Here is a 12,099-nt window from a genome sequence, read left to right on the forward strand (position 1 = left end):
TCTTCGTTTGTCCACACACCAACCGATGATCACGCGGTGGCCGTACCCGTTCCCGGCCGGGTACGGCCACAAGATCGCGAAACCAGACTGGAGTATTAGCCGACCCGAGCCTGATCGTCATGGACACCCAGAGCATCTACGTCTCCGTCGGGGTGCCGGCCACCACGACCGGCAAGGACGCCTCGAAACGGGTGCCGGGCAGGAAGAGATGCCTGGCCGTGGACACTTTGGGCCTGGTCGTCGAGGCCGTCGTGCTGCCGGCGTCCGCGCACGACAACGCCGCGGGCACCGCCCTGCTGGACGGCGTAGCCGCACAGACTGACAGAGTCGAAAAAGCCCTCGTCGACCAAGGGTTCAAGAAGACCGTGGTCGATCACGGCAAGCAGTACGGCATCGACGTGGAGATCGTCGAGCGCAACCCGACCGACACCGGCTTCGTCCCGCAGGCCAAGCGGTGGATCATCGAGCAGACCAACGGGATCCTGATGTTCTACCGGCGTCTCGTGCGCGACTACGAGCACCGGCCCGCCAGCTCCCGCTCCCGGGTGTTCTGGGCGATGACCTCCGTCATGGCCCTCCGCCTCACCGGATCCACCATCGCCTCCTGGAGGACAGCGTGAGCGACAACCCGCAGATCAGGGCCGTCCTGGAGTACGTCGAGGCCCGTGAGGCCGAACTCGGCGAGCAGGCTGGAGAGATCCGCTCCCGCATTGAGGACCTCACCGCCCGGCTGGGGGAACTCGACGCGGAGAGCGAGAACTTGCGCATCACCCGCAAGACCCTCCTCGACATCCCCGCACCGGCCCCCGCCGACGAACCGGCCCGACCCGACGTCCCGGACCACCCGGCCTACCAGCAGATCCTCACCGCCTTCGCCGACACCGGAAAGCCGCTGCGTGCCCGCGACCTCTGTCAGGCCCTCGACCTGTCCATTGTCCCGAAAAACACCGAAGGCATCCGGTCCAAGCTGAAACGCCTGGTCACACGGGGCATCCTCACCGAACCCGAGCCCGGCCTGTTCGCCCAGCCCCTAACCGTCCACTCGCCCCGCCGGCCAGGGCTCCTCACCCAGACCCAACCCCGAAACGGACATCAGCTCACATCCCGCACTCTGAGCCAACCGCAGGGCGCGGTCGAAATGGCCGGATGCCAAGTCATCTCGTCCGGCGTCGTGGGCCATCCACGCCGCCATCTCCGTGAGGGCAACCGCCGCGCCGAACGCGAACTCAACGTCTCCGTGGCTGTCCGCTGCGCTGAAGAGGCCCGGAGCGACGACCGTATTGAGGTAGTGCACCACGGAACGGTAGACGTGCCCGCCGCCCAGCTGACGGTCCGCGAGCCGGAACGATTCCATGGCGGCCAGGTACGGCGACGCCACCGAGTCGCTTCCCGCCGTTGCGGCCGCCCCGGCATCTGCCTGCTGCCCAACCTCCGACTCCAGCGGAGCGAACAACCGCTCGGCCGGCTCACCGAAGAGGTGCTCCAGGACCCGGCACGTCGCCTGCCGCGGCAGCCCCTTGATGTCCCCGACCATCCAACGATCCCAGGAGGACCGCGAGACGACTATGGAAGCGAGGGAGGGGTTGCCGTCAAGCCGGGCCACCTCTTTGGCCGCCTGCCCGAAGTGCAGGGTGAACGTTTCATAGATGCGCATGCGGTGGCTCTCGACCACCCCTGGGAAGCGGATCGCCCTGCGCATAGGTACCTCCCCTCTCATAGCTACCCGCACCGAAGGCGAGGAGCGGTATGTTATATGGGCCCGCGCTGCGACGCCGCGCTCTTCCAGCAGGAGGCTGAAAGCGTCCAACGCATCACGGCGGCCCATTCCCGGGCATGTACGGGCAGAACAACGGAACGGTCCCCGCGCGTGGCGACGGGCGCTGCACACTTCGTGACTTGGCTAGGATGCTCCTCCAGCGGAGCGGTTAGCAATATGGTCGAGCAAATTGCGCGACTATATTGCTTGTTGGGAGTGCGGTAAGCCGTCAGACTGGCGACCATGCGAGATGCGAAGACGCCGTGGTCGTTGACTCTCAGCGAAGTCGGCCTGCGCCTTGAGGAGTTGCGTGAACGGCGCGGCCTCACGCAGGGCGACGTCGCAGGCCACGAGGTGCTGAGTCGCCGCGGCGCCAAGATCGACAAGAGTGGGCTGAGTCGACTGGAGCGCGGACGGCGTCGACGCGTCGCCCGTGATCTCATCGAAGCATTGCTCGAGTGTTATCAGGCCAATCCCACGGAGAGCTCCGAGATCCTGGCCCTCCTGGGTGCAGACACCACACCGGCCGGCCGACCACGCCCCGCGCTGTGGCGGCGCAACGCCAGTCTGTTGGGCCCCATGCAGTTCGAGGGCTTCCTGAAGATGGAGCGACGGGCCGCCGAACTGGCGAACTATGAACGTGACCTATGGCCGGGATTGTGTCAGATCGAGGACTATGCCCGGATCGTCATCGCCCGGATGAGGCCCGAACTGCGCCCTGTAGAAGTCAAGGCGCTCGTGGACGTCCGCATGGACCGCCAGCAGCAGGTCCGGGAAGGTGCGCTGAAGGGCTTTCGCGCTCTCGTGGACGAGAGCGCGCTCCTCGACTCCATCGGGGACCGCTCAGTGTCGAGGCGACAGTTGGAGAGGATCCTTGCTGAATCGGAGGAGCCTCGGAATACCATCCGAATCCTGCCGGACGCGGTCGGCCTTCACCCGGGGTCCGCCGGCGCGTTCGTCCTTATGACTTTCCCCGAAGCCGCTCGCGAGGTCGTGTGGGTGGAGACCATGGTCAGTTCGGTGTACTTCGACGGGGAGGAAGACGTGCAGCGCTACACCGAGGCTTTCACCAATCTGTGGGAGCGGGCGCTGGACCCGGGGAAGACGCGCATGCGCCTCAAGGAAAAGATCAAGGAGCTATAAAAAGTGACAGAAAAGCCGGACCCGTCCTCGTTCGACCTGACGTCAGTCGACTGGACAGTGTCCAAGTACAGCGGCGGCGGCGGGAACTGCGTGCAGGTCGCCGTCAAGGACGGCTACGTCTTGATCGGCGACTCGCAGAACCCTGACCGACTGCCCCAAGTCTTCACTCCTGCTGAGGCGAAGGCGTGGCTGCTCGGCGCGAAGGACACGGACTTCGACTTCCTGCTCGAACTCTGACCTTGTCCTGATCGCCGCAAGTAACGTGCCGGTCCCACGGCAACTGGGGCCGGCTCGATCGTCTCTGATCAGCGGGGCCGCCGGACAACCCGGATGGGACCCGGACTTGGGCACACGCCGCATGCTCGCTGTCCAAACGGTGAGCATCTTACGGCCGCTGCCCATGCATCCGACTGTATCGAGACCGTGCAGGCTTCCTGGATCACGGTGACGGCGTTCGCGCTGGCCAGTCGCAAGCGAGGCGTTGTGGAGGGGGACTGCTGCATGATCGGGTGACAGCGGGGTTTATGCAGCTAGAGCTGCGGGTGGGGTCATGATGGTCTCGTAGTCGAGGGGGGTCAACCGGCCCGGGCGTCTCTGGCGCCGGCGCCGGTGGTAGGTCCGCTCGATCCAGGTGACGATCGCGATCCGCAGCTCCTGGCGAGTGGCCCAGACACGGCGGTCGAGGACGTTCTTCTGCAGCAATGCGAAGAAGCTCTCCATGGCGGCGTTGTCGCCGGCGGCCCCGACGCGGCCCATCGAGCCGACCAGGCCATGCCGAGCCAGTACGGCAGAACCTTCCGTGACCGGAACTGCGAGCCGCGGTCCGAATGCACCACGCGACCGGCCACCTGGCCGCGGCGGGCGACGGCGGACTCCGGCGCGGCCACGGCGAGGCGGGACTCCATCCGGGCCTCGATGGAATAGCCCACGATGCGGCCCGAGTACACGTCCTTGACGGCACACGGATACAGCTTGCCCTCGCCGGTTGCGTGCTCGGTGATGTCCGTGAGCCACAACCGGTTCGGCCTATCCGCGGTGAAGTCCCGCCGCACCAGGTCATCGTGGACGGGCGGCCCGGACTTGGCGTTCTTCCCACGGCCCTTGCGCTTGCCGAAGGCACTCCACCAGCCGTTGTCCCGGCAGATCCGCCAGGCGGTCCGCTCAGCCATCGCCTCACCGGTGGCCCGGGCCTCGTCGAGAAGGAAGCGGTGACCGAACTCGGGATCGTCGCGATGCGCGTCGAACAGGGCGTTGGCGGTATGCCTCGGACAGCTCGGTATCTGTGACCGGCCGGTCCAGCCACCGGTAGTAGGGCTGGCGCGGCCGACGACGCACTGGCCTCGTACGAGCGGCGGCGCAGGGCACCCAGGACGTCTACCGCCGCCACCGCCCGCTGCACGGCGGTGCCAGCCACCTCAGTCCCGACGAGCCCAGGGCCCTGGAGGTCTGGGACGGCTTCGCTTACATCCCCGCCGGAACCACCGAGAACCTTCCCGCCGCGCAAGCGTGGGCGAACAGGAGGACCAGACCGGCGTTCGCCGAGGCAGCCGACGGCGCGGTGTGCTGACGGCGATGGGCGGTACTCAGCCGTCCCGGCCGAGGAGGTCGAACCCGGGGACGTAGTCGACCTTCGGTCCGTGGGGCGCGGGCGCGTCCGGGGCCAGGATGAGTTCGCCGTGTTCACTGGGCGTGAGCCCTGCGGGAGACAGCTCCCACACCTGTACCCGCTCGTTGGCCCCGGGGCGGGGAGCAGAGGTCAGGGTGGCGGTCCCGCGCGCCGATGCCAGGAGAGAGGCGGCCAGCCGTCTCCATCCGGTGCCGGTCGCGCTCGTCGACCAGTGTGCCGTCGGCCGCGCGGCCGACCGCCAGCCCGTAGGAGCCGAGGACGAACCCGGCGGCCTTCGCCACGAGGACGAGCACATCGCCGTCGTCCGCTCCGAAACCCCTTCCGCCCCGGGCCACCACCCCAGAACATCCACGACCAGCTCCACCGCCACTTGGCCCGCGCCCACCGCCAACTCACCCACACCATCGGCGAGCTCCGCCACGAGACCGCCGACCACGGCTACACCTACCCCACCAAACGCATCCGCGGCCTCACACCCATCGCCACTACCCCCGCAAGACCGGTGAACCCGGCCGGACCGCCGACGACTGCGGCGCGGCTGCTGTGACGGACGAGGCCAGGCCCACCAGCCGCAACCCATCACCAGCGTTGAGTAGCACGGGCGCCTGCCGCAGCCTGCGGCAGCCCAGGTCCGTCACACCGCTGCCGCTGCCGCCGTCGCCGCCGCGGCCATCACGAAGCCTGTCGGGCCCCTCCCTCTCGCCGCCGCGTTGTCGGCCAAGCTCCAGTCCTGGCCCGGGTTCGTGCTCCCCGGGCTTCGGCCGGTTTCATCGAGCCTCGGCAGCATCCGCGGTTCGACAGCAGGGGTACTCGACGAAGCGGTAGACGGCGGCCGATACGAGCAAGGTGCTGGCCAGAGCCAAGCCGATCGGCACCACGTACCAGCCCCCGCTCCACAGGTGAAACAGGACCGCCAGGATCGTGAAGTGCACCAGGTAGAAGGCGTACGACCACTTCCCGAGCCGGATGAGGGCGGGCTTGCGCAGTGGGCTTCTCAGTCCCTGCGCGTCGCGGGCAGCCGCGAAACGAATGATCAGCGCGAGCGGGACCAGCGGCAGGGCCGAGACGGAATACGGAGCGGGCAGGACGAGGCAGAGGCCGATCGCGGCCGCCAGTGCGAGAACGGCGACCGCGACACGGGGCTGTTTGGGCGGGTAGTGGTCGTGGAGCCGGGCGAGGATCATGCCCAGCACGAAGTCAGGGAGTCTGCTGGGCGGGAATACGTAGGCGTAGGAGATGGGCGGGCGCAGGATCTCGTGGAGCCCCACGTCCATGGCGTGCCCGTGTGCTCCGCACATCCAGGCAATGGTCGCGGGGATCCAGGCGGCGAGCGCGGTTGCCAGGGCGGCAAGCGGGAGCCTTCGCCGACTGATCGTGTTGACCAGCGGCAGCAGCGCCGGAAAGAGCAGGTAGAAGAAGGCTTCACAGGAAAGCGACCAGGCGACGCCGTTGCCGGCGGCGAGCCCGCTGGGCGACGGCACGAAGGTCTGGACGAGCATGAGATTGAGCAGGTCCTGCCACGCTGTCACCCCCGCTTCCTGTAGCGGGCGGGCTACTCCCAGCCAGACGACGGACACGGCAGCGATCCACGCGATCGTGTGGCCGGGCAGGATTTTGGCGGTTCGGCGGCGCCAGAACTTCCGGGCGCTGTCTTTCGGGCGGGACGAGTAGGTGAGCACGAATCCGCTGAGAATGAAGAAGAGCGTGACCCCCAGCGGGCCACCCGGGTTGAGCACGCGGAGTCCTGGCCACCCGCCCGCGTGCTGCCACATGAGTCCCGCGTGGCAGCAGAAGACCGCCAGGGCGGCAAGGAAACGCAGTCCGGTCAGTGAGGGCAACCGGGCTTTGCCGTGCGGTGGATGGGCGCTGCGAGCGTGTTCACCGTTACGGGAAGAGGGTGCGGGGACGGGACTGCCCGTCGTTACGGGTGGAGGCAGGGCATTCATCATTCTTCGCTCTCGGACAGTGAACTGCGTTGGTGGCACGCGGGGGTTTCGCAGGCGGTGGCCGCAGCGCAGGAGACGAACCGGAGCCCGGCCAGATCGAGGCACAGTGCATCCTGCCGGACTCGGTGCCCCGGCTAACGGGACCTGGCGGCCATGTGGTGTGCCATGGAGCAAAGTTCCTCCCGCGCGACCGCGGGCAGATCGCAGCAGTGCAGTGCCTCGAGTGCGAGGTCGAGGTGCTGTTGAGCGATGGCCTCGGCGGTGGTGCGCCCTCCGAGCCGCCCAATGAGCACGGTCGCCTGCCGTGTCTGCGCCTCGGTCAACGGGACGCCGGTGTCGAGGAGCGCGCGCAGCTGGCCGGCTTCGGCATCGGCGGCGTGGAGCGCCGCCACGACGGGAAGGGTCTTCTTCCTGGCGGCGAGGTCACTGCCGACGGGCTTGCCGGTGCGGCGGCTGTCTCCCCAGATGCCGAGGACGTCGTCGGCGATCTGGAAGGCGATTCCCGCGTGGCGGCCGAACCGCTCCAGCGCCTCGACCACGACCGGCGGAGCACCAGCGAGGGTGGCTGCCAGCTCGCAGGCAGCGCCGGTCAGGGCTCCGGTCTTGCCTTCTGCCATCTCCAGGTACGCGTCCACCGTGACCTGCTGATCGTCTTCGAAGGCAAGGTCGTTGCTCTGGCCGCGGACGAGCGCGCTCATCATCCGCACGCACACGTCCATGCTTGCCGCGCTACCGCTGTCGGCCAGCACCCCGAGCGCGAGCGTCAATAGCGCGTCGCCGGTCAGCAACGCCGCCGGAACGCCGTAGACGACCCAGGCCGCGGCGCGGCCGCGCCGAGTGCGGTCGCCGTCCATGATGTCGTCATGCAGCAGGGAGAACCCGTGCAGCAGTTCGACAGCCACGGCCGCTGCGACCGCCCGCTCGGGGGCGGGCCCGCACCGGGCGGCAGCCAGAGCCAGGCGAGGCCGTAGTGCTTTGCCGCGGTGCTCGGCGGGCCGGGGGCCCGAGGTGAACCCCAGGTGGTATCTCGCCACGGCGCGGATACCGGGCGGGAGCTGGTCGACTGCATCCAGGATCGCGGCGTCGACTGCGGCCAGGTCGCTGTGCAAGCCGACCGCGGACGCGTAGGGGGTGGTGGCGAGGTCAGGTAGGGGCATGGGAACTCTCAAAACGATTCGTCGCGACGTTGTGCCACGTCATCAGGCCGTGTGCCCAGGCACGCACAGCTTCGCCGTAGGCCTCCGTGCCGGGCACGGACCGGGCCAGGCGGTCGGCGGCGCAGTGGAGTTCCGCCAAGCGGGCGGAGATGCGCAGGCGCACCTCCCCTTCAGCCTGGGGCAGCGGCATGAGCTCGTGGTGGGCCAGCAGCAGCACGAGGTTGTGGGGGTCGCCCTGGGCGCGCTCCTTGGGCCAGGAGACGAGGTCGTTGTGCCAGGCGGTGCAGTCGGCCGCCAGCCGCCGGAGCGCCACCACATCCTCATGCGCCGCCTGATCCGGCGTCAGCGGTGCGCGCGCCGCGTACTCCACCAGATCGAGGTTGACCAGGCTTGCGCTGCTGTGCGGCCGATTCGCCTGGTAGGAGGCGAGCGAGGGCCAGCAGGCCTCGGCCCGGTTGCCTGCCTCCCAGCCGAACGCCTCAAGACTCAGCAGGCAGTGCCGTAGAAATCGCCGGACCCAGTCCTGCCCCATCCGTGGGCCCAGCCGCGCCAGCAGATCATCGAACGCAGCGACGAACCCCGACGAGCCAGACGCTCGCTGTGCAGCCTCGGCTAGGCAGGCCGACCGGCCGAGCGAAACCAGATGATCCGCGTACGCCCCGAGATGCTGATCCGCCCTACCACCGGGACTGTCCAAGGCATCGTCGACGAGCAGTGACAGGGAGCACCACTGGGTCAACACGAGCAGTTCGTCGGCCCCGGCCGCCGTCCAGCAGCGGTACGCGTAGGAGGCAGACAGCCTGCCGACCTCCCCGCAGGCACGGGAGTCCGCCAGCCGGTGAGCCTCGAGCCATCGGGTGCAGTCGGTTGCCACGGCGTTCAAGAAGGGCCGTTGCGTGTACTCGTCTGCGACGGAGTATGCCGGACCCGCCGGCCCATGCTCAGGCATCGGGTACCGGCAGTCGGGCCGCACTCGGAAGCGCGGTCACCAGCGCGTCGGGGGCGCCGCCGACGCGCTGCGAACCAGCGTGACGCATCATCCAGAGCTTTCCAGGAACTAGGCAGGCGGGAGCTTGTTGAACCGCCACAAGACGATCACGAACGCTGTGCGCTTACACGTCCGCCGGGACTCGATCCCTCGAACGGGGCAGCATAATCAGCCGCTTGACGCATACACGTACGGGCGATAGTTGGCGGGCCGGGATCCGTGTTGATCACGGTGTGTGACTGACGGTCGCGATCAGATGTCTGGCGTGGTCTTCGAGGGTCCTGCAGAGGCTGGCGGAGGGGATGGGTGGTTCGTGCGATTCCCAGCGTCGGAGGAGGGTCAGGTGTGGCAAATCGTCGGTGTGTGATCGGTCGTGGGGCCGCATTGGTGGCTGGAAGACCGGTGCGAGGGCGAATTCGCTGCCGGTGACGTAGCTCCAGACGAAGGCGGATGCGGACTCTCGGGTGCGTTCTGTCGGCTTGGGGCCTCTGCCTCGGCGGTGAAGTCGGCAGAGTTCGTCCCAGGTCCTGTCGTCGATGGACCATCGGGAGAACTGCATGCGGCGGGCCCGGTAGTCGATGCTCTCCTGGCTGATGACGTGCTCGGCCAGGCGTTTCAGCGTGGCCGGTAGGTCTCGGTCCTTGAGGTCTTGGTAGGGGTTCAGTGGTTTGACCCGCAGTCGGCCCTGGGTGGTCCAGGACGTGGGGATGCCGAGGAAGGCTGCCGCTTCCAGGAAGTTCATGTCGCTGATCGCTTGGACCAGGTGGACGGGGAGTATGCGCCGGAGTCGTCGGCGGCTGGTGAGGGCCTGCTCGGAGTCCTCCAGGGTGGCGGCAAGCAACCAGGAGCTGGGAAGGGACTGCGGGATGTGCTCAGGAGCGATCCCGAAGTCCGTGAGGGTGTGGCTGGGGGCGAAGAGTTTCTGGGTGGTGTTCGCCTTGGAGGCCGGCAGCGTCGGGGCTCCCTGCCGGATCCATTCGGCAGAGAGTCGGTGCCGGTAGACCTGGTCGATCTGGCGCCGGAGCGAGGGAGAAGCCTCGTGGGCGAGCATGGGCCAGGTCCTGCCCCAGCGGAGATCGTCGCGGGTGGGAAGGCTCCGCAGCAGCTGGGGCAGGGCACTGCGTGGTCCGGAGGAATCCTGCGCGAGCAGGTGGTAGGCCGCGAAGAGGAGACCGGCCGTCGCGATCGCGTCACCGGGCGGTGCGCTCCAAACGCCTGCGGGTGGCGAGCTGGCGCTTTCGGCCGCTGGGCCGGGGCTGCGACCGTCCTGCTGCTGCGGTGCGAGATGCGCTTCCAGAATTGCCCGGGTCGCGGCGGGGGCGAGATCGGCCGCGACGGGCCAGCCCGCCTGGATCAGGGAGATGGAGACCTGGAGATCGGCGAACCGCTGGGAGACGACCTCCGCGGGCTCGTCACCGTCCAGGAGGTCCAGTAATACGTTCTGCAAGTCCGCGAGTTCCGGGGTGAGGGCCGCGGCCGCCGGTTCGGCGCCGTCGAGGCGATGACCGCAGACTGCACGCTTGCCGCAAACGTCAAGCCAGTTGCGGCATTGTGCGGGGTGGAGCCTCGGCGCGTTGGCGGCAGGCAGCAAGGCCAGGGGACCCCCAGATCTGCCGCTGAGTGCGGGCAGTCGGCAGCGCGGGCACTCACTGCGAAGGAAGGTCCAGTGATCGAGGCAGGCGAAGACGACGGCCAGCCGCCACTGCCGCTTCCAGGGCCCGTCATGGCGGGTCTGCATCGGGGTTCCATCACCTGCGAGACAGGCTGGACAGTAGCGTGAATGGTTCACCAGCAGCCAGGGCTGGGACAGTCTGCGGGGGCGAGGAATGCTCCCCGGACGGACCAGCGCCCGGGCAAGGGCGGGGTAGCGATCGGCGTAGGGCCTGAGCGTCAGCGCGTCGGCGTCCGCGGGGGTCATCCGGGTCACCTCGGCGAAGGCGTGCAGGCGAGCAGACTGCATCATCAGCAGATGTGCCGCTGAGACCCTGGCATGGGGATCATCTGGAGGAATCAGCGTGACGCGCCGTGCCAACTGGTGAGGAGTCAGGTCCAGTCGGTGAGTCAGGCGAAGCAGGAAGCCGGGCAGGCTCTCCTCAGGCAGGGGGTCAAGGCTCCTGGGCAGCGGGGCTTGGGCGGCAGGCATGGGTCAGCCCGTCCTGTCGTCGGCAGTGCGTGGTCCGTGATCGTCGAAGACGGTGTTGCGAGGCCGGCGTTTCGCGCCGGAGGGCCGGCGAGCGACGGGCGCCGCGGGGACGGGTTCGTCAGGGGCATCGGTCATCTCTTCCCGGCGCAGGACGATCTCGTCGAGAAGGTCCTCGTCGAGGACCTCTCTGCCGCCGTCCATCGCTTCCTGGGCGCCGTCCTCGATGAGCCGCCCGAGCAGTCCGACGACGCCGCCCGTGCGGCGCATCAGGTATTCCGGCATGGTGCCGTCGGTGAGCATGCCCCGCTTCGCGTTCAGCAGCCGCAGGTGCTGCTCGATCCCGTCCAAGTGGTTGACGAACGCCTGGATCTGTTTCGGCGTGGTGTAGCGGAAGCGGTCGAGTTCGATCAGCTCGAAGCGGTGCTCAGTCTGGGTGATCTCCAGGCCATGGATGCGGGTCGACTCCAGCGGGGGCATCTCCCACTGCCCGGACCTCTTGTTCCACTTGGCCTCCCGCAGCAGCCCGATCCCGGGGATGTTGACGGCGGTGAGGATCAAGGTCACGTCCAGACTCATGAAGGCCCGGATCAGGTCGAGGACGTCCTGGTCGTCAGCCCGGTGCATGCGCAGCCGGCTGACATCGTCCGGGATCACCGCCTTGACGCCGTGGTCGTGCAGGGAGTCGGCGACTTGCCGTACCAGTTCCGGCAGAGTGGCCGACTTGCGCATCTCGGCCCGGAAGAAGCCCAGGATCGAGGCGCAAAGGCTCTTCGGTGTCGCCGTCACCGGAGTCGAGACGTAGACAACGGGCGCGTGGATGTCACGGGTGCCCGGCAGAGTCCCGGGCTTGAGGTAGCTGTGCATCTGCAGCCAGTGGTCCTCGAAGACGGCCGCGGTCGAGCAGACCGATGCCGTCTTGCCGTAGTTGCCCCAGCCGCTGACCATGACGCCGGCGCGTGTCGGGTCGTCCTGCTTCATCGTGTTCCCGCGCAGCCGGCGCCGGATCAGCCTGCCGACCTTGTCGTGCATGGGGGTGTCCTGCAGCGGGAGGCTCGCGTTCGTCAGATGCCGAAAGAGGTCATAGTCCGCGCGGCGGCTTTCCGGGATCGTCCTCCACTGCTGCAGTGAGATCGCTGGAGCGGGAAAGAGCCGCGCATCCACGCCGAACTGCGCCGCCTGGGTCGGCGGGTGAACCGCAAGCGCGTCGCCCGTGTGATGCGTGAGCGCGACATCCGCGGTGTCATCCGGCGCAAGAGGCGTTCGCTGACCCGGCCGGACGCGAAGGCGAAGCCGGCCCCGGACCTGACCGGCCGCGACTTCCACGCCGAGCGGCCCGGGA

General features: G+C 68.2%; 12 protein-coding genes and 2 pseudogenes. 6 read left to right on the top strand and 8 right to left on the bottom strand.

All coding sequences use genetic code 11. From position 1 onward, the window contains the following. The first annotated feature begins 113 nt into the window (after positions 1–113). Positions 114–620, top strand: coding sequence for a transposase (locus AB0E67_RS35480; RefSeq protein ID WP_362034863.1), 507 nt, complete (start codon positions 114–116; stop codon positions 618–620). Positions 621–1,030: 410 nt separating this feature from the next. Here the strand turns inward: AB0E67_RS35480 and AB0E67_RS35485 are convergent, their stop codons facing one another. After that, positions 1,031–1,699 (bottom strand): hypothetical protein, encoded by a 669-nt coding sequence (locus AB0E67_RS35485; protein ID WP_362034848.1) that lies wholly within the window; start codon positions 1,697–1,699, stop codon positions 1,031–1,033. Positions 1,700–1,999: 300 nt separating this feature from the next. Here AB0E67_RS35485 and AB0E67_RS35490 point away from each other — a divergent pair, with 300 nt between their 5' ends. Further along, a complete protein-coding gene (locus tag AB0E67_RS35490) occupies positions 2,000–2,899 on the top strand; it encodes a DUF5753 domain-containing protein (RefSeq protein WP_362034850.1) in 900 nt (299 codons plus the stop codon). A 3-nt stretch (positions 2,900–2,902) separates the two neighbouring features. Beyond that, positions 2,903–3,136 carry a DUF397 domain-containing protein gene (locus AB0E67_RS35495; protein ID WP_362034852.1) on the top strand — a complete coding sequence of 78 codons (234 nt, stop codon included), beginning with the start codon at positions 2,903–2,905 and terminating at the stop codon, positions 3,134–3,136. A 285-nt stretch (positions 3,137–3,421) separates the two neighbouring features. Here the strand turns inward: AB0E67_RS35495 and AB0E67_RS35500 are convergent. Then, positions 3,422–4,216, bottom strand: a pseudogene (locus AB0E67_RS35500) (IS3 family transposase); the annotation flags it as partial. Between the two features lie 76 nt (positions 4,217–4,292). On the opposite strand from AB0E67_RS35500, the gene AB0E67_RS35505 reads away from it, so the two are divergent. Next, complete coding sequence (locus tag AB0E67_RS35505) at positions 4,293–4,466, top strand: DUF6087 family protein (protein ID WP_362034865.1); 174 nt, start codon at positions 4,293–4,295, stop codon at positions 4,464–4,466. 16 nt (positions 4,467–4,482) lie between these two features. Here AB0E67_RS35505 and AB0E67_RS35510 read toward each other — a convergent pair whose 3' ends face one another. Further along, positions 4,483–4,617: a hypothetical protein gene (locus AB0E67_RS35510; RefSeq protein ID WP_362034853.1), complete on the bottom strand. Its 135-nt coding sequence runs from the start codon at positions 4,615–4,617 to the stop codon at positions 4,483–4,485. A 279-nt stretch (positions 4,618–4,896) separates the two neighbouring features. Here AB0E67_RS35510 and AB0E67_RS35515 point away from each other — a divergent pair, with 279 nt between their 5' ends. Then, positions 4,897–5,073, top strand: coding sequence for a hypothetical protein (locus AB0E67_RS35515; RefSeq protein WP_362034855.1), 177 nt, complete (start codon positions 4,897–4,899; stop codon positions 5,071–5,073). Positions 5,074–5,293: 220 nt separating this feature from the next. Here AB0E67_RS35515 and AB0E67_RS35520 read toward each other — a convergent pair whose 3' ends face one another. The 5 genes from AB0E67_RS35520 to AB0E67_RS35540 all read right to left on the bottom strand — a co-directional run bounded on the left by AB0E67_RS35520 (position 5,294) and on the right by AB0E67_RS35540 (position 11,789). Next, on the bottom strand, positions 5,294–6,475 hold the full coding sequence (locus AB0E67_RS35520) for an acyltransferase (protein WP_362034857.1): 1,182 nt from the start codon (positions 6,473–6,475) through the stop codon (positions 5,294–5,296). A 131-nt stretch (positions 6,476–6,606) separates the two neighbouring features. Next, entirely contained in the window at positions 6,607–7,629 is a 1,023-nt protein-coding gene (locus AB0E67_RS35525) for a polyprenyl synthetase family protein (RefSeq protein ID WP_362034859.1), read from the bottom strand. After that, positions 7,616–8,503, bottom strand: coding sequence for a terpene synthase family protein (locus AB0E67_RS35530; protein WP_362034861.1), 888 nt, complete (start codon positions 8,501–8,503; stop codon positions 7,616–7,618). The genes AB0E67_RS35525 and AB0E67_RS35530 overlap by 14 nt, the downstream gene beginning before the upstream one ends. 340 nt (positions 8,504–8,843) lie before the next feature. Then, positions 8,844–10,760, bottom strand: a complete 1,917-nt coding sequence (locus tag AB0E67_RS35535; protein WP_362034862.1) for a TniQ family protein — start codon at positions 10,758–10,760, stop codon at positions 8,844–8,846. Between the two features lie 3 nt (positions 10,761–10,763). Further along, positions 10,764–11,789: a TniB family NTP-binding protein gene (locus AB0E67_RS35540; RefSeq protein ID WP_362034867.1), complete on the bottom strand. Its 1,026-nt coding sequence runs from the start codon at positions 11,787–11,789 to the stop codon at positions 10,764–10,766. Positions 11,790–11,909: 120 nt separating this feature from the next. Between AB0E67_RS35540 and AB0E67_RS35545 the strand changes: the two are divergent. Then, a pseudogene (locus AB0E67_RS35545) lies at positions 11,910–12,014 on the top strand (IS3 family transposase); the annotation flags it as partial. Positions 12,015–12,099 lie beyond the last annotated feature (85 nt).

The sequence above is a fragment of the Streptomyces sp. NPDC032161 genome (genome assembly GCF_040636995.1).
GTDB lineage: Bacteria > Actinomycetota > Actinomycetes > Streptomycetales > Streptomycetaceae > Streptomyces.